Source organism: Mesorhizobium sp. YR577, assembly GCF_900116595.1.
Taxonomy (GTDB): domain Bacteria; phylum Pseudomonadota; class Alphaproteobacteria; order Rhizobiales; family Rhizobiaceae; genus Mesorhizobium_M.
The window spans coordinates 23,272-44,427 of the sequence record NZ_FPBI01000036.1 but is presented as its reverse complement, the minus strand read 5'-3'; the positions used below and the strand labels follow the sequence as shown (position 1 = coordinate 44,427).

The following is a 21,156-nucleotide window of genomic DNA, read 5'->3' as shown; positions in this document are numbered from 1 at the left end:
TCGCCATAGAGATGATGGTTCGGAAAGACCGTGCCATCTGGGCCTATCATGTCGAAGACCCATTCGCCGCCCGTCCGCAGGTCGATCCTCTTCGTACGACAGGAAAACCCGTCGGGTCCCCACCATTGCGGTAGAGTCTCAGGATTCATCCACGTGTTCCAGACTACAGCCCGCGGTGCCCTTATCACCCGCTGCAGTACCATGGTCCGCTCGGCCGCGCCGGCGAGGTTATCTAACCCTGCTCCGAAGCCATGTCGGTAGCCCGCCTCCATGTCCTCGGCTAGCGAGGAAAGCTGGACCGTCACCGCCAATCTGCTGCGTTCGCCCAGATCGTCGAAGTCGGCAGTTATCAATGCCGCCGATTGCGTCGCGCCTTCGGAAGAAATCACCTCGTAGTTCACGCTACGCACTGCGGGCTGCAACTCCAGCCAACCGCACTCGCAGCGAATGTCGGGTTGGCCCAACACCTTGCAGAGCGAGACCTCGCGTCCGCCGACCCTAGTATCGGCCTCCAAGAACTCCACAGTGACCGACGGGGACGGGGCAGCCCAGACCGCCCGCGCGGCCGGGGCCGTCCAAGCCTGCCACAGCACTGACAACGGCGCGGCCACGTTTCGCGTGAAGGTCAGCGTCGCAAAACGGTCACTCCTGTCATGAGACGGCGTAGTGGTCGTACTGCTCGGCTTCGGGTTCGTTGTCATTTTCCGCGTTCCTTCATCACATCCATCACAAATGCCTCCAGACGGTCGAGCCGCGCTTCCCAGATGGTCCGCTGTTCATCGATCCATGTTCGGACCGGTTCCATGGCTTCGAGCACGATGGCGCAGGTACGTACCCGACCGTCCTTGGACGTTGCGATCAATCCTGCCTCCTCCAGCACGGAAAGGTGCCGCATCACCGTGGGTAGACGCAGACCCGTCGGGCCAGCCAGATCCGTTACCCGGGCAGGCCGCTCGGCAAGTTGGGTGAGGATCGACCGTCGGGTTGGGTCTGCCAGAGCGTGGAACAACAGCGAGAGACCAGGATCATGCTTAGCCATATTGCTAACTATCACTTCGACGCTGCTCGGCGCAACAGAAAACTTCGCTAGTTCGCTAAGTATTCCGTTCGCGACGATGCGTTCGCTTGTCGTCGTGCAGCAGCGGAAAACCAGACTTTTGCCGAGGTAGGGCTAAGCAGGACTTTTCGATCCGCCGACCTTTGGCCACCAGCGGCAGGCAACTATCGCCTGCAGCGTGCTGAAAGCCGACTTTCAGCTGTCGGCCCCGAAGCCGACTTTGTGACGACTTGGAAAACAACCCGTTACCCTATCCATGTTCATGGTTTGCTGCCTTAACGTTTCTGACTCACCGTCTGAAACACACAACACCTTGAAACGCCACCGACAAATCTGCTTCGGTTACTTCGCGACCGAGTTCGGGCGCCGGCACCCTCGCTGGCACGACTCGACGAGTCGCATTGCCCTTTGCCGATTGGGGAAGGGGATCGCGAGGATGCATTTCGCCGATGCTTGCGCCTCGCTGTGGATCGACGGCGTCCATCTCGAGGATTTCGTGCTGTAGGGGCGGCATATGATGTGCGGACACCTAGGTAACGAAGGCTTCAGAAGATCAGCTATAGCGATCAATCATCATTATCGTCGGGGACTTTCTCGCCCTCGGCGACTCCGCTGCGCCAGTAGGCGACAGGCAGCACATTCTTCTTGTCGAGCTTCAATTCGTCCCGCCAGTAGCGGCGGATCGCCTTGAAGGCGCTGTATTCGACACCTGCCATTGCGTGGACGCGGGTGCCAGCCGCAGGTATCTCGACGCTACGCACGGCATCGACTAGTAGCGAGGTTGTGCCGGGTTCGGCGCCGTTGCGGTGCAGCCAGCGCAGCTCGACGCCAGCACCATAGTGGATCGGCTGTTCCTCGCTCTTGTCAGCGACTTCAATAAAGGCGATGCCCTGGGCGTTCGCGGGCAGCCCTTCAAGGGCGCGCGCTATGCCCGGCAGCGCCGTTTCATCGCCGACAAGCAGAAACCATTCCGCCTCCGGTACGGGCCGCCCGATCGGCCCTCGGACTCCAACGACATCGCCTCGCCGTGTATTCAGCGCCCAGCGCGAGCCGACACTGTGGTCGCCATGCAGCACGAAATCCACGTCGAAAGTGCCTGAAACAAGATCGAGGCTGCGCACCGTGTAGGTACGGACCTGAGGCCGTTTGTCATCGGACGGCCAGATGGGCAGACCGTCCTCTCCAGGCACCGGCCATTCGGGCTTTGAAATGCCCTCTGGTGGCATCAGCAGCTTGAGATGTTGTCCATGGGTCGCGTAGCGTCCGAGGTCGGAGCCCGACAACGTGATGCGCCGCAGGTGCGGTGTGACATCGACGATACGCTCGACCGTCATCTCCCGAAAGTTCGGAAACTGCGTAATGCCGGCCCCGTCGCCGGTCCATGCGAAACGCGGTCGTTCGCCTTCAACGAACTCGATCAGGTGACTTGCCGCCATCCCCTTCATACGCGAGAGTGCAATCTCATCCTCCGCTTTGACTCCCATGACGATGCCGTTAGGGCGAGCTTGCATGAAAACCTGCCCGAAGAAGAAGGCGGCCGAGGAGCCGCGCTCGATCGGCGTGATCTCGGCGTCGTGTCCCGCGAAATGATCGAATACCCGCTCGATAAGATGCTCGGGATTGGTAACCGGAACTTCGGCCTGAGCTTGCAGGAGACAGGTGGCTTGCAGGAGACAGGTGGCTTGTAGGGAGTCAGCTTGCATGTCGTATCTCCGAGGAAGCTGCCGGACCGTCAACCATGATGTGGAGGCGGCCGCGAGAGCAGCGCTCGACGCGGGCCTCTACGCCGTAGACGCCGGAAAGGATGGATGGGGAAAGCGCCTCTTCAGGCGGCCCTTCGGCGACCACTGTGCCGCGGTCGAGCACGACGAGGTGGTCGGCCCAGCTCGCCGCGAGCGTCAGGTCGTGCAGCACCACGACGACAATCCGCCCTTCGCGGGCCAGTTCGCGCACGATTGTCATGACGTCGAGCTGGTGGCGCAGGTCGAGCGCGCTCGTCGGCTCATCGAGCAGCAGCAAGTCCGGCGCGCGAACGATCGCCTGCGCCAGACTGGCTAGCTGGCGCTGACCGCCTGACAGTCGCCCGATGCCTTCCATCGCCAGATCGAGGATGCCGAGCCGGTCCAGCGCGTCGACGGCGCGGTGCCTTGTCTCCGGACCGCTGCCGTCGAAATCCGCAAGTGGAGACGCCTTCAACGCTCCGATCACCCCTTCCAGAACGGACAGCTCGGCATTTTGCGGCAGTGTTTGCGGCATGAAGGCGACGTGCTGCGCCCGTTTAGCAAGGGACAGTGCGTTGAGATCGAGATCACCTAACCGAACCGAGCCCTTGGCGGGTATAAGGCCGGCAAGTGCGCGCAGCAGCGTCGACTTGCCAGCGGCGTTCGGGCCGACCAAGGCCGTTACCTTGCCGGGTTCGAGTGGCGCGAGGTGCATGCCGCGAAGAACCGGCCGGTTGCTATAGCCTGCCGAGAGATCGGAGATGGTGAGCGCGCGGATGCTGTCCATCACAGTCGCTCCCGGCGACGGAAGATCAGCGCGAAGAACACCGGCAAGCCCACAAGCGAGGTGACGATGCCGATCGGGACGATGACGCCCGGAGCAATGCTTTTGCTGGCGATGTCGGCGAGCGACATGACGGCCGCCCCCGTCAATGCGCTCGCTGGCAGGAAAAAGCGGTGATCCTCGCCGATCAGAAGCCGCGCGATATGCGGACCGACCAGGCCGATGAAGCCGATGGTGCCGACAAAGGCGACAGAGGTCGCGGCGAGCAAGCTGATCCGGAACAGCGAGAAGAAGCGCAGCCGCGTCACGTTCACGCCGAAGGAGCGAGCGCGATCCTCACCAAGGCGCAGCGCGGTCAGCTTCCACGATGCACGAAACGAGAACGGCACGGTCAGGACCATGATGAGTCCGAGGATGGCGATGGATTCCCAGTTGGCGCGCGTAAGGCTGCCCATGCCCCAGAAGACGAGCTGCTGGAGCGCGTCGGGCGCGGCGACGAACTGGATCAGCGCCACCAGCGCGTTGAAGGTGAAGACCAGCGCGATGCCGAACATGACGAGACTGTCGACGCCAGCGCCGTGCATTCCCGTCAGGCTTTGCAAAAGCAGCACGGAAGCGAAGGCGAAGATGAACGCGTTGCCGGTAATCAGCCAGCTTTCCGGCACGCCGGGAATGCCGATACCGAGCACGATGGCGAGCGCCGCCCCCAGCGAGGCGGCGGACGACACGCCGAGCGTGAAGGGACTGGCGAGCGGATTGTTGAGGATGGTCTGCATTTCAGCCCCGGCGAGCGACAAAGCCACGCCGACCAGCACGGCCATGACCGCTGCGGGCATCCTCACGTCCCAGACGATCACCAGCGTGCTGCGGCTGGCCTCCTCCGGCCACAGGATCGTGCGCAGGGTATCCGCGACGCCGAGGCTCGACGGACCCGTGGCGAGGTCGACAAGGAAGGATGCGATAAGGATAGCAACGAGCCCGGCGACGATGGCCACCCGCCGCAAGGTCTGCCGGTCATAAGCAACAAGCACGGCCTCGCGGCGATCCGGAGCCGGACCGCTCGGATTGACGATATCCTCCGTCACCGTCGTTCACCGAACGATCGATCGGTGGCCGGGTCGAGGCTTGTCCAAAACGGACCCTTCAACGGCGTCTTCAGGAAACGCCGGTTGATCTCGTCAAGCGTCGCCTGTGGGTCGAGATCAGCGAAAAGCTCGGGGTGAATCCACTTCGCAAGCGCCTCGAAGGTCACGAAGTTTAGAGGTGACCTCATGAGATACGAGTCAAGCACATGGACGCGGCCGTTGCGCATCGCCGCAAGTTCGCGAAGACCCGGCTCCTGCTTCAGCGTTTCGAGCGAGGCCGTGCCCTGCGCCAGACTGCGCGGCTGGCCGAACATCGAACGGGAGTCGGAAAAGAGGTCGATGGCCACGAAGATATCCGGATCACGCTCGATAATAGATTCGAGGCTGAACTGAACGGGGGCGCCATTCGTGACCCCGGCGAGGTTCTCCACACCCAGCCCGCCGAAATAGGCCGTCACGCCATTATCCGGCGATGCCAGGCAGCATGGCACGCTGGGGCCGCGCGACATCATCAGCAACGTCGGCCGAGCAAGTCCGGGTGTTGTCAGCCGATCGGTTATCGTCCGTACATGCCGACGATAAAAGTCGACAAACTCGGCCGCCTTGTCCTCTGCGCCGAGAACCCGCCCGAGAATCTCGAAGCTTCGATCGGTGTCCCTGACGGGATGGGAGTCGAAGTCGACATAAACGACGGGAATGCCCGCCTTGGCGAAGGCGCTCTCAAGGGCCTGAGACTGGACACGAGATGGCCGTCCGCCAATGACGATATCCGGCTTCAGTTCGAGCGCCTTCTCGATCGAAAAAGTCTGTGACCATGTGCTTCCCACACGCGGCTTGCCGGACAGGTCCCGCTCCGCTTCGGGCAAGGTGTCGCCGGGATTTCTGCCGATGCCGATAACCCGCTTTGCAACCTCATTGTCTAGGATAGCGAGTGCCGGATACCAGGACGGCGTCGCCAGAAGGATGCGCCTTGCCGGGGCCGCGATCGTCAGCTCGCGGGCCTCGATATCGGTCAGCACTATCTCTGTAGATGCAATATGAACGCTCGCAAGGAGCGCGCAGAGCGACAGAGCGAGCCGCAGGCAGAATAAGTACGCCAAGGCATGGAAGGTTTTAGCTTTCAGAGTCCTCCCTATTGTTGGTGAAGCTCGAAATGTTAAGTTTCGCATGGCTAGACTGCTGCCTCTCCCATCAGAAGTTGAAGGTGGTTGAGAGGCGGAACGTGCGAGCATCGCTCCTCATAAGGTTGCCCGCCGTGGGATGCGAGGCCTTCCAATACTTTGCGTCGAATACGTTATCTACATTGAAGTTTATCGTGACAGGCTTCTCGTTCCAGGCCGAGTTGAAGGTGTAACGCGCGCCGAGGTCGATCTGTGTCCACGACGGGATGATCAGGTCGCGCCTGCGGTTAAGAGCCACTACATCGCCGGTATGGGTCAGACGCCCGGTCAGCGTCAGTCCGTCGATAAACGGCGTATCCCATTCGGCGCCGATCACCGCCCGGAAATTCGGCGTGTTAGCGGCTCTCCAGCCGTTGCGGTCGTTGTCGTTTTTGGTCTGGCGCGCGTCCATGAAGGTGACACCGCCAAGTATCCTCACGTCGTCCACCAGCTCGCCATAGGCTGCCAACTCGAGACCGCGGTTTCTTTGCTCACCGTCCAGTGTCAGCGTCGGTAGCCCCCCTGCGGGGTCGTCAATGGACATTGTTTGCGGCTGGGCGATCTGGAACACCGCCAGGGTGGTCGTGACCGAGCCCCAATCCACCTTGACGCCGGCCTCATACTGCTCGCTTGTATAAGGAGGAAATACTTCGCCGGCATTGGCATAATTTCTGCCTACACTCGAACCCACCTCCAGCGCCTGAATATAGTTAGCGTAGAGTGACACATTCTCCCATGGCTTGACGATCAAGGCGAAAGACGGCGACCATGCTGACGATTTATACGACGTCGACTGGATATTGGTCGATGAATATTGGAAACTGTGAGCTTCTATTTCATTGTAGCGCACGCCGGCAATGAACTGGACGCGATCGTTCAGGAACGATAGCGTGTCTGCGATGGCGATGCTGGAAGCCTTGTTCTCAATGGCCGGCAGGATATCTTGGTATGGGGGGAACACGGGAGTCGTGGGGAAAACCGGATTATAGAGAGAGCCAACGGGAATAATGTCGCCGGCCCCAGCGCCAGCTCGGCTCAGTGGAGTAGAGCCGTACTTCCAATCGATCCGTGACATGTCGAAGCTGAGCGCGTGACCGACAGGGCCGGTATCAAACGTGGCCCTGACCCCGCCCTGCATGGATAAGACGTCGACACTGTCACGAAATCTGGAGGGTCGGATGCCAACCGAGCCAGCATTATCGAGCAGTAGCAGATCATCGTCGGTAGATGCGCCTTCATACCGTTGCTTACCAATGGCGGCATAAGCCGTCACATTGTCCAGAATATCGACCTCTCCTTGAAGCATGCCCAGCGTGACTTTATGCGACCCTTCTGCCCAGGAAGGTGAAAAGGCGATCTTGTTGCTCGGTGCATCCGGTACCTTGGACAGCGATGCAAGGACGCCCGATACGCCATTGATCGTCAGAGTGCTGCCGGCCGCACTGAGGCTTGACGATTGATGTGCGAAATCGGCTGACACCCGGACGCGCTCGCCACGATAGTCGAGATTGAGTGCTGCGTTGCGGAACCTCGACTCCTGGGTATCTACCGGCGTATCCCCTCCGTCGAGGGAGCCGTTGAAACGGATGCCGAATTCCTTGTTGTCGCCAAAGCGTCGACTAAGATCGACATGGGCGCCGATCTGCGAGTCCGACATGTATCGTGTGGTCAGTTGGGTCAGGGGCTCGTCGCCGGCCCTTTTGGTGACCAGATCGACCGTACCTCCTAGGGCACCTTGCCCGTTCATGGCCGTGCCCTTCAGGAGCGCGTTTGGTCCGCGCAGCACCTCGACGCGTTCGATGAAATCGGTAGATGGATAATTTAGGGGCGCCATGCCGGGCAGCCCGTTCAGGCTATTGCTCCCCAAATATGTCTGAACCGGAAATCCTCGAAAGGTCCACCAATCGTTCCTTCCGCCGCCTTTGGTCCCTATGATTACAGACGGTTCATTGGCCATGATGTCGTTGAGAGTTCGCGACTGCTGGTCTTGGATGGTCTTGTTCGTGTAGCTTGTCTGGCTGAACGGCGTGTCTATCACGTCGCGATTGCCGAGCATGCCGACCTGACCGCCGCGGGCGACCTGGCCGCCAGCGTAGGGTTCTGGTAGATTGCCCATCGTTGAATTCGGATTCGCGCCTTGAACGGTTATCGTTTCGAGTACGATCGAGCCATCGGCTGCGACAGTGCCCGCGGCGCCAGCGCTAGTGGGACTGGTCAGCGAGACAGTATTGCCGGAAAACTTGTATGTGATGCCCGTTCCGGCAAGCAGTTGCGCCAATGCCTGCTGGCGCGTGTAGCTACCTCGAACGGGCGCGCTACGCAGCCCGCTCACACGCTGCACATCATAGAATATCTGAATGCCCGCACGATCAGCATATGCCAGAATTGCGCTGTTTAGGCTTTGCGAGGGGATGTTGAACGCGATGGCGGATTGTGAGGCCAATCCTGACGCACTTTGTTGGGCATAAGATGGTGCTGAAGCAACGCTGAGCCCAACCGCCAGCGCAATTACGCTCACCGTACAGACATGCCACCGCCGCGCGCTCATGCAATCGCGGCCACGCTCCGACTTTACCCCCATAACTCAGCCCTTCTCCGTCGAGTTGATCTGCCCGGCAGAGAGATGTCCTCGGCCAGTTCGCAAATATGACGAATCTGGTCATGTATTTCGGTAAAGATTTTTTCGGTTTTTTTGTGTGTGCGTAAGCGACTGAAATAGCTGAAGTCTGGATGCAAGAAATTTCCGGTTATGGCTTCGGCTGGCCAGCTAATAGAGCACCGTCACAAGCGGTGGAATGGCGACCACTCGTAAGCGAAGCTCGGTTGAAATCGTATTTAGCGCGTCATCAAGGTCGTTCGTCTCAAACACGCCGCTTACCTTCCGGCTTGCCAGGGCGCTATTGGAGATGACGATCCGCCCACGCCTATAACGGTTCAACTCGGCGACCACATCGCCAAGCGGCATCTGATCGAAAACGAGGCGTCCGCGTCTCCAGGCGGAGGCCAACTCGACATTCCGTTCGCTGACCTTGCCCATCCCTTTCGCGGACGAATACCGAACCGATTGGCCGGGAGACAGAACAACGCTCGCGGCTTGGCTATGAGAGCCTGCGAGCGCGACTCTGACTTCGTGCTCTGCGACCACGACTTCCACAGCGTCCGAATGGCGATCTACAAGAAACTGCGTGCCAAGTGCGGTTGCTGTGCCGATGTCTCCTTGCACAACAAACGGACGGGTTTCATCGCCAACCATCGGTGCAGCTGTGAAATACGCCTCGCCTTGGAGCAGCTCGATGCGCCGCTCCTTCTTGTCAAAATGAAGCGCGATCGCACTTCCTGACGAAAGGTCGACCGAGCTTCCATCTGGCAGCGTAACCGTCCTGGTCTCGCCCAGTGCCGCTCGGTAATCGGCCATCAGCATAGTAACAGGATTTCCGTACCAGAAACCACCAAATCCAATTGCCGCAAGGAGACAGATCGAAAGCGCCGCCAAATGCCACAGGCGTTGGAGACCGAAGCTACGCGAAGGCGCACTAGGCACGCCAATAGACCGTTGCAGGGTCGCCCATTCGAGATCGTCTGTGAGAGCGCTTGGTTCGCTTCGCAAGCTGGCAAGTTCTCCCCACGTTTTCAGAGCGAAATCGAACGCCTGGATATGTTTGGGGCTCTTCGAACGCCAGACGTCGAATTCCCGCCGATCCCTTTCGCTAACGGATGCACCCCCTAGGCGGATCACCCATTCTGCGGCTTCGGCTTCGATTTGTTCGTAATCGTCCCGTTTTCCCACGCTTCGGTCCATGTTGCTTGCACCGCCAACCTAGACGTATTCCAGAATAGGACGAACAGCGCGCCCCAATCCGGTAACGTCCCGGCGATTCTTTTTTGGCTATTGTGGCCGAAACCGCCGCGTGACGTGAAGCAGCGCCTTGGCGAGATGTTTCTGCACTGAGCTTTCCGACACCCCGAGGCGATCAGCGGTTTCAGCATAACTCAGACCTTCAATCCGGTTGAGTACAAATATCTGGCGAGTTCGCTCAGGCAGCTCCGCCACCGCTGACCGCAGCCGGTCGAGCTTCTGCCGGCTATCGGTCTCATCCTCCTGTGTGGGCCGATCGTCGGGTATGGCTGCCATGTTGTCATGCGAAGCGGCGTCCGTCCTTTGGCGCGTTCGCAGCCGTACATGATCAATCGCGAGGTTATGAGCCGTGCGGTAGAGGTAGGAGCGACCATTCAAGATGGCGGTGTCGCCGCCAGCCTTCTGTTCGGCAAAGCGAAGGAATGCCTCCTGCGTGAGATCCGCGGCGGTCTCGGAATCCTTGAGCTTCTCGGTGAGGTAGGCGTGTAGTTCTCGACGGTGAGCGAGAAACAGCCCCTTTAAAGTTTTGCTCGCCACTCCTACTCGTCGGGCCTTCCTGTTTAGTTTAGTTATAATCTGCACAAAGGAGCCGCGTACGAATTCACGCGCCTTCTAGCGTGCGCTCGGCCATCTCTACGCACCATATCGTAAGTTGAGTACACCGCTCAACTAATTGCGTCGCTGTTCGACGTGAAATCTAGGCGAATGCGGCGATCCCGACACACATTACAGCAAATCGACTGAGGCGACCCGTCTCATTCATCACTGACATTACAAGGCTTCCCTGTGAGGCGATGGGACTGGGGTCGCCCAATGTCGGCACGATCACCGACTTCAACGTCGCCGACGATACGATCCGGCTGGAGAATATTCACCGTCATCTCCGGCACCGGCACGCTGACGGCGGCGCAATTCGTCAAGAACACGACTGGCCTGGCGCAGGACAGCAGCGACCGCATCATCTATGAGACCGATACCGGCAAGCTGTTCTACGATGCCAATGGCAGCGCGTCCGGCGGTCGTGTCCTCTTCGCCACGCTTGACAAGAACCTGGCCCTACTGTGACCGCCAACAGAATCGAACAGCTCAAGGCCTATTTGAACTGCCAGGAAGGCGATCTAAGCTGCCCGGTGCCGGCAGCGCAATGATTGCTATAAGGCACTTTCTACTCAAGCGTTTGTCAAATCATGGTCGCACCTAGTGGCAGATCAAAAACCCATCAGGCATGACGGTTAACGATCAGCCCTCACAATTGACCGTCATGCGCCACGCTGCTGGTTGAGCGGTGAACGGCTCGCTGTGGTCGGCAGCCGAAGGGCAGCTTGCCGACAAATTCAGATCGAAAGCAGACCGTCACCTTCCGGCCCCCGAAGCTGTACAAAGCCGATAGCGGCGCCCGACTAGATGTGCCGCAACCAAGCGCTTCACGGTGAAGCGAGGGCGATTTCTTTCAGAAGATCGATGAATGCGCTCGTGCGGATCCCCTCGGGGTTCTGGTTCAGATCGACGGTCTGGACCACGACGAGCCGTTTAGAAGGCACAACGGCAATGATCTGCCCACCGTAACCGGAAGCATAGAAAGCGTTCCGGCCCCATGTTTCCTCGGGAAGCGTCCACCACATGTATCCATAGCCCTGCCGTATCCGCTTCGCCCAGGAATAGGCTGTGGTCGACTCCCTGATCCATGAAGCTGGAATGACCTGTGTGTTGCCCCAGACCCCACCATTCAGGAACAATTGTCCAAAACGGGCGGCATCGCGGGCGCTGAGCCGGAACGGGTAGGCGGGGTGTTCGGACAGCGTCTCTAGGGCGTAGCGGCCGTCCTTGGCCGAGAAGTCTTCCATGCCGACGGGCGCCGCAATCCGGGCCTCGAAGCTCTGAAAGATGTCCTCGCCGGTCTGCTGCCGGTAGATCGTCCCCAAGGCGTTGAAGTCCCAGTTGTTGTAGAACCAGAACGATCCGGGTGGGTGACTTCCGCGCAGGGGCCGCTTGCGCTTGATGTCAGCCGTCTCGTGAGCGGCAGGGTGGTAGATACCGGAGCGCGCCATCAACAGGTCTCGGACTGTGGCCGTCTTCTCTTCCTCCGTGAGACGGGGCGGATTGTCATCGATGCCAAGGTCGGCAAGGCTGGTCGACAGTTTGATCCGTCTCTCGGCGACCGCGATGCCGTACAGCGCGCTCAGGAGGCTCTTGCGAACAGATGCAACGTTCACCTTATGGGATGTATCGCCCCAACGAGCGATGGCCCGTCCATCCTGGACGATCATCAGCGCTGTCGGCTTGAGACTTCTCGACCGTTGCTCGGCTGCCTCTAACCTCTTTGCGGACCAACCCACTGTCGTGGGATCTATGTCCTCCCACGCTTGGGCGCTGACGCCTTCGACAGCAAGGAATCCGATGACCAACAGAAATATGAACCGTCCAATGAGCATAGCGTCTCCCTCTCTTACAAAGAGGTGGAGAATCGAAAGACGGCGGTTTTCCGGCGAGCATTGATAAAGGTGGTGGGAAATGGCAGCTTCACCGGATTGCGACACGAGAGCGGACAGTCCGCAGTCGGCCCCTTTTCAGTCGTCCCGATCACAGGCAGGGCGTGAAATCGGTGTTGCTTTGTGGGGCAGGGAAGGGCGCACGACCTCATAGGACAACGGGCTAATTTTGCTTTCTATCAACCTGTCGCGCGCCCAGTTTGGCCCGCGACAGAGATGCTCAAGTCACACATTTTTAAAGCGAATTTGATTTGAGCGTGACACGGCGTGATCCTGCATGCCCGACGGGTATCGAGCGGGTTCGTTATGAACTACCCGACGCATCTAATTAACTATTTGAAAAATAAAGAGAAATTCGACAGAATGAATTTGTTGGGGTAGGTTTTGGGGATCAGAGGTTTTGCCGACCCCCGCGTTATCATCGTTGATCCCCCTTTCTCATTCCGAGTCGTTTTGCCGCACCGCACGTCACGACATTCTTTTGATCCCACACCTCTAGTTCGTTGGCGGGATAGAGAACGGACTTCCCCACCTTCACGAAGGCGGGACCGATTCTCATGGATCGCCAATTCCGGAGTGTGCCAACTGAAATCGTGTCGCGGTATCGCTCAGTGACTTCTTCTGGTGTGAGAAATTTCCTGCCATCCATCATCGGGCTCCATATGCTCGTCGTACATTTTGTTGCAATCCGCTGGCTGCGAGTAGTTGGAGAACAATCCCGAACTGTTGATCACGCAGTCGCACGTGTATGAGTGAGGTGTGTGGACGAGAAATGAAAGGCAATGAGGAAGGAAGTAGCAACAACGGATAGGGTTGGATAGAAATCGGATGCTGATCAAAACCTGACGAGGATCGCGCGAGGCGCCTGCGGCAAGGAACAAGTTCCGCCCGCTTTAATATGACAGGCGAAACCGATGCGTGTCTTGTGACCTGACTAGACTTTTCCCTTCCCGTTTGCTTCTTTCTTATGGGCTTGAGGGGAAATGCATGAAATCGAGAATTATCATGGTCGCGGCGCTGGCCTCGATCACAGCGGCTTGCCAATACAAAGCCGAGCCAATGTCCGTGGGCGCTTACAACGTCTACTCATCATACGGCGACAAACTGCCGGGAAAATACCTGTTATATGTCGACGCTTCCGCCCTGAAGAAGGCTATCAAGCCTTCGGACATGAATTGCGCTGCTCATACCTATCCGCTTGATCTGACCGCCGGGTTTACGGGATCTGTCAGGAAGACCTTTGAGACACTGGTCAGTGAAACCGAAGTCGTTGCTCAGCCCGTCGACCGTGCAGACCTTGCCGCGCGTGGTGCTCGCGGAATGATCATTGTGCGTGGAGAAGAGATCAGCGGCAGATTGCGCGTTGTCCCTGGTTTCTGGGCTGCGGGAATGGAAACGGAGGTGGAGCTTGTCGCCTCGATCACGGTGGATGGGCGCAGCGGCCGCCTTCTCGGATCAACAGTTTCTGGAAATGGTAACGCACAGGGAGACGCTGGCGGCTTTTGCGAGGGTGGGGCAAAAGCACTGGTAGAGTCCGCCGAGAAGGCCATGAAGCAGTCGGTTGGCCGGCTCGGGGAGGCGCTCACCAATTCGGAAAGAGTTAGAAAGGGGTCGTAGAACACGCTACGCCAAAAGGCGCCGCCTTCACTTAGATCCTTATTGCTTGCGCTCTTCAGGTTGGCGGATGGTGGGAAGAGATTACTCGCGCTTGCGCGCCATCTCCCCTTTCGGCACAGAGCTAGAGTTTGGATTTGGGTTTCCGTGACGGGTTGAGGGTTGGGAGAGAGGCTCCCGACGCCCGTCATGGAGACAACCCATGACCCATGTTGAGATATTGGACGCCGATCGCGGCCGTTCGGGCGGCTACAAGGTGGATGTGAATCGTGGTGAGCGCGTCGGACGCGTATCCTCGGAGTGGTTTTCCCGACCGGCGGATGAGCGTTATCTGTCGCTCTCGGAGTTGTTCAGCGCCGTACACGGACGAACCGAACGTAGCCAGACGCGAACGGTGGCCAGTGCCGCGATCCAGGTTGAGGCGAGCCGTGACAATGCCGAGCGTCTGGCGCTCATCTTGCCGGGTTCAGACGCGCCTGTCGCGCCAACGCATTGGAGCTTCGGTCAGTTGGCGAGCCTGGTTGGCGCACCAGCGGCCTACCTCCGTCAGCTCCCGGCATCGCTTGCCGGCATCAACCTGCAATACGGCCTCACATCGCATCGCACCGAGCAGGTGAAGACGTTGGAGATCGAGAACGGGCGCGTCGAATTGCGCGCCGTTACCGGACCCGACTACGGCCGTATTTACGACCATGAACTTGTCGCTGCCGTACAGAAAATAGCCGGCGATGGCATTGGCGATACGCGCTGGAAGGTTCCAGGCGTGCTCGACTGGACGACAGGCATTTACAATCCACGCGTCGACATCACGAAGGATACGACGACCCTATACGCATCCGACCGCGATGTGTTCCTCTTCCTGGTGGACGATCTCAATCCGATTGAAGCCGGTCGGCTGCCGAATGGCGAGCCGGACCTCTATTTCCGGGGCTTCTACTGCTGGAATTCGGAGGTGGGCGCCAAAACGCTGGGCATGGCGAGCTTCTACCTTCGCGCCGTCTGCCAGAACCGCAATCTCTGGGGGGTGGAAGATTTTCAGGAAATCACCATCCGTCATTCCAAATATGCAGCCTCGCGCTTCGCGCATGAGGCAGCACCTGCGCTGACCCGCTTTGCCAATTCCTCGCCCGTGCCCTTCGTCAACGGGATCAACGCGGCGCGCGAGCGGGTCGTCGCGCGCAATGACGACGACCGCGCCGACTTCTTGCGCAACCGCGGCTTCTCAAGGGCAGAGACGACGAAGATCATCGAAACTGTGCTCGCCGAAGAAGGCCGCAAGCCCGAGAGTGTGTTCGATTTTGTCCAGGGCATAACCGCTGTCGCGCGCCACAAGCCGCATCAGGACGCCCGTATCGATCTGGAGGCGAAGGCAAAGAAGATGCTCGAGCGTGCAGCCTGAACTCCGGAAACCGCGGATTCGGATTTCCGTGTCGTCCGCTCCCTGCCATTCCTGATTATCGGTTTCGCTGCGTCGCCCTCCAGAGGAAGAGGGCGGCGCTTGCTTTCGTGACGGGTTGGAAGGTCGAGAGATGGGCTCTCGGCTGCCCGTCGCGGAGAATATCCTGATGACCACTGCCAAGAAGATCACCCTGTCGTCCTCACGCGACATTCCCTTCAACAAACTCGTGCTCAGCCAGTCGAATGTCCGGCGCATCAAGGCTGGCGTCTCGATCGAGGAACTGGCCGAGGACATTGCCCGGCGAGGGCTCCTGCAAGGCCTCAACGTGCGGCCAGTCACTGACGAGGCCGGTATTGAGACCGGCATGTTCGAGATTCCGGCCGGTGGCCGGCGTTACCGGGCGTTGCAACTGCTCGTGAAGCAGAAGCGCCTGGCCAAGGCCGCGCCCGTTCCTTGCGTCATTCGCGAAGGCGGTATCGCTGAGGAGGACTCGCTGGCCGAGAACGTCCAGCGTGCGCCGCTCCACCCACTCGATCAATTTCGGGCATTTCTGGCCTTGCGCGAAAAGGGCCAGTCCGAGGAGGAGATTGCCGCAGCCTTCTTCGTCTCGGTCAACGTGGTCAAGCAGCGGCTGAAGCTCGCATCGGTCTCGCCAAAGCTGCTCGATATCTATGCCGAGGACGGCATGACGCTTGACCAACTGATGGCCTTCACCGTCGCCGGTGACCATGAGCGCCAGGAACAGGTGTTCGAACAGCTGAAGTCCTCCTACGACAAGCAGCCCTATGCCATCCGCCGCATGCTCACCGAAGGTTCCGTGCGGGCGTCTGACAAACGAGTGCAGTTCATCGGCATTGATGATTATGTCGAGGTCGGCGGTGATATCATGCGTGACCTGTTCCAGGGCGATGATGGCGGCTGGCTGCAGAATGTAGCGCTAGTCGATCGTCTGGTTGCGGAGAAGCTCGAACGCGAAGCGGAAGCAGTCCGTGCTGAGGGCTGGAAGTGGACCGAGATCTCTCCGGACTTTGCCTACGGTCATGTCTTCGGCCTTCGCCAGCTTCGCGGTGAACGTGTACCGCTCACCGCCGAGGAGCAAGCCAGCCGCGACGCCCTTCAGGCTGAATACGATCGCCTGTCTGAGGAGAATACGGACGTTGATGAACTTTCCGACGAGGTTGATGAACGTTTCGGCGAGTTGGACACAGCACTGGAGAGCTTCGACGAACGGCCCCTTGCTTTCGACACTGCCGAGGTTGCACGCGCCGGCGCTTTTGTCAGCATCGCTCATGATGGCAACCTGCGGGTGGAACGTGGCTATATCCGCCCCGAAGACGAACGGCCGGTGGAGCCCGAGCTCGACGAGGCGGACGATGTTGATGCTGCCGCTACCGGCGATGATGGCGGCGATTCAGCTGTAGTCGAATCCGATGCGCAGCCGTCCGAGCGTGAAGAAGAAGACGGCCTGTCCCCAATCTCGGATCGCCTGATGACGGAACTGACGGCCCATCGGACGCTCGCTCTGCGCCAGGCTCTTGGCGATCAGCCGGATGTCGCCTTCCTAGCGGCGCTGCATGCCCTGACCCTCAAGGTCTTCTATCAGTATGGCTCGGACAGCTGCCTTGAACTGGATCTGAAGAGCATAGGCTTCGGCAGCCAGGCGCCGGGGCTGAACGATAGCAGCTCGGCCGAGGCGATCCGTGCCCGTCATGAGAGCTGGGCCAACGCGCTGCCCAGGGAGTCGACCGATTTGTGGGACGCCCTGGCAAGCTGGGATGGCGACAGCCGCATGGGTCTCTTCGCCCATGTCGTCAGCCTGTCGATCAACGCGGTGCATGAGGCCTGGAATCGGCGACCGCGGGCGCTCGCGCACGCCGATCGACTGGCACAGGCCATTGGCCTCGACATGGTGACGGCAGGCTGGCGGGCAACGGTGGACACTTTCCTTGGCCGCGTCACCAAGGCCCGCATCCTGCAGGCTGTCTCCGAGGCAAAAGGGCAGGGCGCGGCTGACCGGATCGCGCATCTCAGGAAAGGCGACATGGCTGCTGAAGCAGAAATGCTGCTTGCCGATACAGGCTGGCTGCCGGAGCAACTGCGCACGTCAAGTGGCGAGCCTGACGCACTGCCGATGCCGGAGAGCGTTGGCCCAACCAAGGACGAGGAGAAATCGGCGGAAAAGGACGGCGAAACGGTCATGGCGAATGAGGAACTGTCGGCACAGAATGAGGTTGCCGACGGCACTCCTCATACGATCGCGGCCGAATAACCCCTCGAATGACTTGTGAAACTGGCTCGCCGGCGACGGCGGGCCTTTTTGTATGAAGGAGGTTATCATGATGCTACGGTCGCATGATCTAGCGCGCTGTCTCGCTGATCGAGCCGAGACAGTGTGCTGCATCTATCTTTCGAATGGTCGTCGTCAGGGCAATTACTGGCTGGTGGGTGACGTTCGAAACACGCTTGGCCGCTCGATGTTCGTTCGATTGAAGGATACCGCCAAAGGCGCGGCCGGCAAATGGACGGACGCTGCTACAGGCGAGCATGGCGATCTGCTTGACGTCATTCGCGAGAGCTGCGGTCTGGTAGACTTCGCCGATGTCGTTGAGGAGGCTCGAACCTTTCTCAGCCTGACGCATTTGGCACCCGACCGGCCAAAGCACGAATATGCCGTCGCGTCCGTGTCATCTGGTTCAAGCGATGCGGCGCGGCGGCTCTTCGCCATGTCACAGCCAATCGCGGGCACGCTTGCCGAAACCTATCTTCGTGGGCGTGGCATCACCATTGGGCACGGAGCCGGCTGTTTACGATTCCATCGACGTTGCTACTATCGGCCAAGCGCGCTTGATCGCACTCAAACCTGGCCGGCCATGGTTGCTGCCGTCACCGACCTAGGCGGTAAGATCACAGGTGTGCACCGTACTTATCTTGCACCGTCCCTGTTCAATCCCGACGACTTTGATCCTATCCAGCTCGGCAAGGCGCCGATCGACACGCCACGGCGGGCGATGGGTGACTTGCTCGGTCATGCCGTGCGCTTCGGAATAGCTGAAGACGTCATCGCAGCCGGTGAAGGCATCGAGACAGTGCTGTCTCTGCAGCAAATCCTTCCGAACATGCCGATGCTTGCCGCACTCTCGGCTGCACACCTTGCTGCCATTCTGTTTCCACCGTCGTTGCGCAGATTATATATTGCTCGCGACAATGATCCGGCTGGCAACTCTGTATCCGACTCTTTGATCGAGCGGGCCGATGCTGCCGGTATCGACGCGATCGTGCTGTCGCCAACGCTTGGGGATTTCAACGAGGACCTACGCATCCTTGGCATCGATGCGTTTCGGGCAAATATTCGTGTCCAACTCGTGCCTCATGACGTTGCCCGTTTTTTGGAGCCGTCCGCGTAGCTCTGAGGGCGAGGGTTTGGGTCTGGTCGTTGGCATCCCTGGATGCACTCCACCTTGGACTGGGGCCGCATCTATCGCGCCTTCGAGAGGGCAATCGACCGGCAAGCCGACCGGACAGGCAATGGCTGCGTCCGACGATTTTCCGGCGTGGCCGCCGAGGAAGTGCCGGCCACTTTCCATCGCGAACCAAAATCGCCGGCCTTCGCCATCCTTCGCTGACGCTCGGCCTTTCGCGCCTGTGCGAACTCGTAGAACCGGTGATGACAGGAATCATACTGGCGCTTCGGGTGCAGGTTCGGCCAGCTCACCGGCTTCGTTGCCTAGAAGGCCGCGACGAGCGCGGTCCAACCGGTGGAGCATCCCATGACTGCATATCACGACCACGACACTGTCCAGGCCTCTTCCCCAACCGACCATCTACTGACCGAGCTTCAGCTATACGGCTATCGGCCCTTCGAGGACGAACCCGATCCGCGGCCCTTGCCGGAAGGCAATCGCGTGGCCGGCGCCGTTGACGACATCTTCGACGCCCTGATCTCAACATTTGAAGATACTCGCCTCGAGCCTGACCTTGATGCCCTTCTCTGGTCTACCGTCAATGTCTTTCACCGTGCAGCCGGGAGGATCGAGCGCGAACTCGATAACAACGAGCAGGCACAGCGCCGGTCGCAGAGCGAACAGGACGCCAGCGAGGTGAAGTCGGTCGAACTGGAGCGGCTGATCGCGGAAGGACAGACCCTCATCGAGCGCCGTGACACGTTCGAAATGATGCGCGACCAGGCTGCAGAACATTTCGAGCGTTACACCAGCTCAGCCTGGCGTCCACGCGCCGGTTCGATGATCAATCATCGCAAGATGACTGCTTCGCTGATCGACAGCCGCGATTTCCTGGCGGCAAAGAAATGCTCCGAAAACCAGCTTCTCATCCCGCCGGGTCCGAAGATCGCCTTTACCGGCGGCCTCGACTTCGACAACCATCACCTGATCTGGGCGAAACTCGATCAGGTTCGCGCCAAGCATCCGGATATGGTGTTGCTGCATGGCGGTTCGCCCAAGGGTGCTGAATTGATCGCCGCCAAATGGGCCGGCAATCGGCAGGTGCCGCAAATTGCCTTCAAACCCGACTGGACCAAACATGCCAAGGCTGCACCCTTCAAACGCAACGACCAAATGCTGGCTGTGATGCCAATCGGGGCCGTCGTATTCCCCGGTACCGGCATCCAGGACAATCTTGCCGACAAGGCTCGCAAGCTTGGCATTCCTGTTTTGCGGTTCGGACACGCATGAGGCGTGCTCTCCTGCAACAGACCCTTAACAAATGCAGCTTCTTGCGGTCGACGCGTCCGCTGCTATCGCGCCGTATGTGTGGATCTGGGCAAGGATTTCCGTGGCATGTCGGTAGCTTGATCGATCTTTCGCGCCTGCTCTCGTGATATCCCGATATCATCGAGCAGCCGCTCATCAAGCTCGGCGAGGCGTCGTGCATGCTGCGGCCGACATCTTGGACACATCATACCTCGCATCGCCGCAATGAGCCTTTGGACCTGACGGAGCATCAAATCAGGCTCCGGTACCATTCAAAGCAGTATCCGGCTGTGGCCGAACCGATGACGGCCACCGTGACAAACAGGATCAGCGTGGATGTCCTCAGGACCGGGACCACGGCAAGGACGCCCCAGATACTGACGGCACCGCCGGATACCAGGAATGCAAGGGCGGCACCCGGAGACATGCCAAGGTCCAGCAGAGCCCGAACCAAGGGAAGGGCCGCATAGCCGTCCAGATACATGGGGGCCCCGATCGAGACCGCCAGGGGAATCGCGAAAGGCGAGTTGGCGCCCACATAGGTACCAAGCAGATGGTCCGGCAGCAGGCCGCGCAAAAGGTATTCGGCTGCGAAGGCCAGGGTCAGGCAGAGCGTTACCAGCCTGGTTGTCTTCAGGAGATCAGTCCAGAAGATGCGGCTTCTACCCGGCTCGCCCCATACCCAGGCCTTGAACCCACCAGCAACAACGGAACCGCAGGTTTCCCCGCCTGCCAGATTTGATCGACGGAGTGGATTTCTCACCGCCTGTGTCGTTCCTAGGGCTACTGTTACACCGCCGGCGAGAATGCCGAGCCCAAAAGCGCTGAGTGTCTTTGCGACTGCAAACGAGAGGCCGAGCGTTGCCCATGTGGCGGCAAACATCGCTGGATCGGTCACCGGAGATGATAGCCAGAACGCCATAACCGGCGCGAGCGGCACTCCGGAGGCCAGGAGACCGGTCATCAGCGGAAGGACAGTGACACCGCACACAGGCGTGATTGTTCCTGCAGCGGATGCAAGGATAATGGTTGCGACGGGGCGGCCGCGAAATATCTTCGCCGTGACGGCTCCTGCACCGCTGGCTGCGACCCAGGCGGACAAGAAAAGACCAACCCCGATCAGCAGGGCAACGTCGAGGAAGCTCGCACCAACGAACCACGCAAGGTCTACGGCCCATTCAGGCCATATGAAAATGGCGATCGCGGCAAGTCCGCCACCCAGTATCCAGATCTGTCTATCACGGGCTCGTGGAAGTGTGGCTGATACAGGCATGGCGACCTC

General features: G+C 59.6%; 18 protein-coding genes and 1 pseudogene. 7 read left to right on the top strand and 12 right to left on the bottom strand.

Annotated elements, in window-relative coordinates:
* From BM413_RS30005 to BM413_RS29960, 9 genes are all read right to left on the bottom strand, one after another.
* The coding region (locus BM413_RS30005; RefSeq protein ID WP_091918509.1) for an SRPBCC domain-containing protein at positions 1-701 on the bottom strand (701 nt) is incomplete at its 3' end.
* Positions 698-1,039, bottom strand: a complete 342-nt coding sequence (locus tag BM413_RS30000) for an ArsR/SmtB family transcription factor (RefSeq protein WP_175544501.1) — start codon at positions 1,037-1,039, stop codon at positions 698-700. The genes BM413_RS30005 and BM413_RS30000, both read right to left, overlap by 4 nt.
* A 584-nt stretch (positions 1,040-1,623) precedes the next feature.
* On the bottom strand, positions 1,624-2,760 hold the full coding sequence (locus BM413_RS29990; RefSeq protein WP_091918507.1) for a siderophore-interacting protein: 1,137 nt from the start codon (positions 2,758-2,760) through the stop codon (positions 1,624-1,626).
* On the bottom strand, positions 2,750-3,565 hold the full coding sequence (locus tag BM413_RS29985; RefSeq protein ID WP_091918506.1) for an ABC transporter ATP-binding protein: 816 nt from the start codon (positions 3,563-3,565) through the stop codon (positions 2,750-2,752). The genes BM413_RS29990 and BM413_RS29985 overlap by 11 nt, the downstream gene beginning before the upstream one ends.
* Positions 3,565-4,647 (bottom strand): FecCD family ABC transporter permease, encoded by a 1,083-nt coding sequence (locus BM413_RS29980; protein ID WP_091918505.1) that lies wholly within the window; start codon positions 4,645-4,647, stop codon positions 3,565-3,567. The genes BM413_RS29985 and BM413_RS29980 overlap by 1 nt, the downstream gene beginning before the upstream one ends.
* On the bottom strand, positions 4,644-5,666 hold the full coding sequence (locus BM413_RS29975; RefSeq protein ID WP_175544500.1) for an ABC transporter substrate-binding protein: 1,023 nt from the start codon (positions 5,664-5,666) through the stop codon (positions 4,644-4,646). The genes BM413_RS29980 and BM413_RS29975 overlap by 4 nt, the downstream gene beginning before the upstream one ends.
* A gap of 172 nt (positions 5,667-5,838) precedes the next feature.
* Positions 5,839-8,325, bottom strand: coding sequence for a TonB-dependent receptor (locus tag BM413_RS29970; protein WP_175544499.1), 2,487 nt, complete (start codon positions 8,323-8,325; stop codon positions 5,839-5,841).
* Between the two features lie 249 nt (positions 8,326-8,574).
* A complete protein-coding gene (locus BM413_RS29965) occupies positions 8,575-9,594 on the bottom strand; it encodes a FecR family protein (RefSeq protein WP_244538106.1) in 1,020 nt (339 codons plus the stop codon).
* Positions 9,595-9,693: 99 nt separating this feature from the next.
* Positions 9,694-10,200 (bottom strand): RNA polymerase sigma factor, encoded by a 507-nt coding sequence (locus tag BM413_RS29960; RefSeq protein ID WP_091918501.1) that lies wholly within the window; start codon positions 10,198-10,200, stop codon positions 9,694-9,696.
* Positions 10,201-10,469: 269 nt separating this feature from the next.
* Between BM413_RS29960 and BM413_RS29955 the strand changes: the two are divergent.
* Positions 10,470-10,728 (top strand): annotated as a pseudogene (locus tag BM413_RS29955) (calcium-binding protein); the annotation flags it as partial.
* Between the two features lie 359 nt (positions 10,729-11,087).
* Here BM413_RS29955 and BM413_RS29950 read toward each other — a convergent pair.
* Both BM413_RS29950 and BM413_RS33915 read right to left on the bottom strand, forming a co-directional pair.
* Positions 11,088-12,095, bottom strand: coding sequence for a serine hydrolase domain-containing protein (locus tag BM413_RS29950; RefSeq protein WP_091918500.1), 1,008 nt, complete (start codon positions 12,093-12,095; stop codon positions 11,088-11,090).
* 475 nt (positions 12,096-12,570) lie between these two features.
* Positions 12,571-12,801 carry a MerR family transcriptional regulator gene (locus BM413_RS33915; RefSeq protein ID WP_091918516.1) on the bottom strand — a complete coding sequence of 77 codons (231 nt, stop codon included), beginning with the start codon at positions 12,799-12,801 and terminating at the stop codon, positions 12,571-12,573.
* Positions 12,802-13,139: 338 nt separating this feature from the next.
* Here BM413_RS33915 and BM413_RS29940 point away from each other — a divergent pair, with 338 nt between their 5' ends.
* The 6 genes from BM413_RS29940 (at position 13,140) to BM413_RS29920 (ending at position 19,856) form a co-directional block, all read left to right on the top strand.
* Positions 13,140-13,769, top strand: coding sequence for a hypothetical protein (locus BM413_RS29940; protein WP_244538104.1), 630 nt, complete (start codon positions 13,140-13,142; stop codon positions 13,767-13,769).
* A 199-nt stretch (positions 13,770-13,968) separates the two neighbouring features.
* Entirely contained in the window at positions 13,969-15,165 is a 1,197-nt protein-coding gene (locus tag BM413_RS29935; protein ID WP_091918499.1) for a DUF932 domain-containing protein, read from the top strand.
* A 163-nt stretch (positions 15,166-15,328) separates the two neighbouring features.
* Positions 15,329-17,434, top strand: coding sequence for a ParB/RepB/Spo0J family partition protein (locus BM413_RS29930; protein ID WP_091918514.1), 2,106 nt, complete (start codon positions 15,329-15,331; stop codon positions 17,432-17,434).
* A 67-nt stretch (positions 17,435-17,501) separates the two neighbouring features.
* A complete protein-coding gene (locus BM413_RS29925) occupies positions 17,502-18,569 on the top strand; it encodes a DUF7146 domain-containing protein (RefSeq protein ID WP_091918513.1) in 1,068 nt (355 codons plus the stop codon).
* A gap of 42 nt (positions 18,570-18,611) precedes the next feature.
* A complete protein-coding gene (locus BM413_RS33325) occupies positions 18,612-18,788 on the top strand; it encodes a hypothetical protein (protein WP_175544498.1) in 177 nt (58 codons plus the stop codon).
* Between the two features lie 144 nt (positions 18,789-18,932).
* Positions 18,933-19,856: a DUF2493 domain-containing protein gene (locus BM413_RS29920; protein WP_091918498.1), complete on the top strand. Its 924-nt coding sequence runs from the start codon at positions 18,933-18,935 to the stop codon at positions 19,854-19,856.
* Between the two features lie 268 nt (positions 19,857-20,124).
* Here BM413_RS29920 and BM413_RS29910 read toward each other — a convergent pair whose 3' ends face one another.
* Positions 20,125-21,147, bottom strand: coding sequence for a permease (locus BM413_RS29910; RefSeq protein WP_091918496.1), 1,023 nt, complete (start codon positions 21,145-21,147; stop codon positions 20,125-20,127).
* Positions 21,148-21,156: the final 9 nt, after the last annotated feature.

What these genes read in the sequence shown, in the direction of transcription:
- BM413_RS29920 (WP_091918498.1), top strand. Translation starts at nt 18,933, where the DNA reads ATGACTGCATATCACGACCACGACACTGTCCAGGCCTCTTCCCCAACC.
- BM413_RS29950 (WP_091918500.1), bottom strand. Translation starts at nt 12,095, where the DNA reads ATGCTCATTGGACGGTTCATATTTCTGTTGGTCATCGGATTCCTTGCT.
- BM413_RS33915 (WP_091918516.1), bottom strand. Translation starts at nt 12,801, where the DNA reads ATGGATGGCAGGAAATTTCTCACACCAGAAGAAGTCACTGAGCGATAC.
- BM413_RS33325 (WP_175544498.1), top strand. Translation starts at nt 18,612, where the DNA reads ATGCACTCCACCTTGGACTGGGGCCGCATCTATCGCGCCTTCGAGAGG.
- BM413_RS29985 (WP_091918506.1), bottom strand. Translation starts at nt 3,565, where the DNA reads ATGGACAGCATCCGCGCGCTCACCATCTCCGATCTCTCGGCAGGCTAT.
- BM413_RS29910 (WP_091918496.1), bottom strand. Translation starts at nt 21,147, where the DNA reads ATGCCTGTATCAGCCACACTTCCACGAGCCCGTGATAGACAGATCTGG.
- BM413_RS30000 (WP_175544501.1), bottom strand. Translation starts at nt 1,039, where the DNA reads ATGGCTAAGCATGATCCTGGTCTCTCGCTGTTGTTCCACGCTCTGGCA.
- BM413_RS29940 (WP_244538104.1), top strand. Translation starts at nt 13,140, where the DNA reads ATGAAATCGAGAATTATCATGGTCGCGGCGCTGGCCTCGATCACAGCG.
- BM413_RS29990 (WP_091918507.1), bottom strand. Translation starts at nt 2,760, where the DNA reads ATGCAAGCTGACTCCCTACAAGCCACCTGTCTCCTGCAAGCCACCTGT.
- BM413_RS29935 (WP_091918499.1), top strand. Translation starts at nt 13,969, where the DNA reads ATGACCCATGTTGAGATATTGGACGCCGATCGCGGCCGTTCGGGCGGC.
- BM413_RS29925 (WP_091918513.1), top strand. Translation starts at nt 17,502, where the DNA reads ATGATGCTACGGTCGCATGATCTAGCGCGCTGTCTCGCTGATCGAGCC.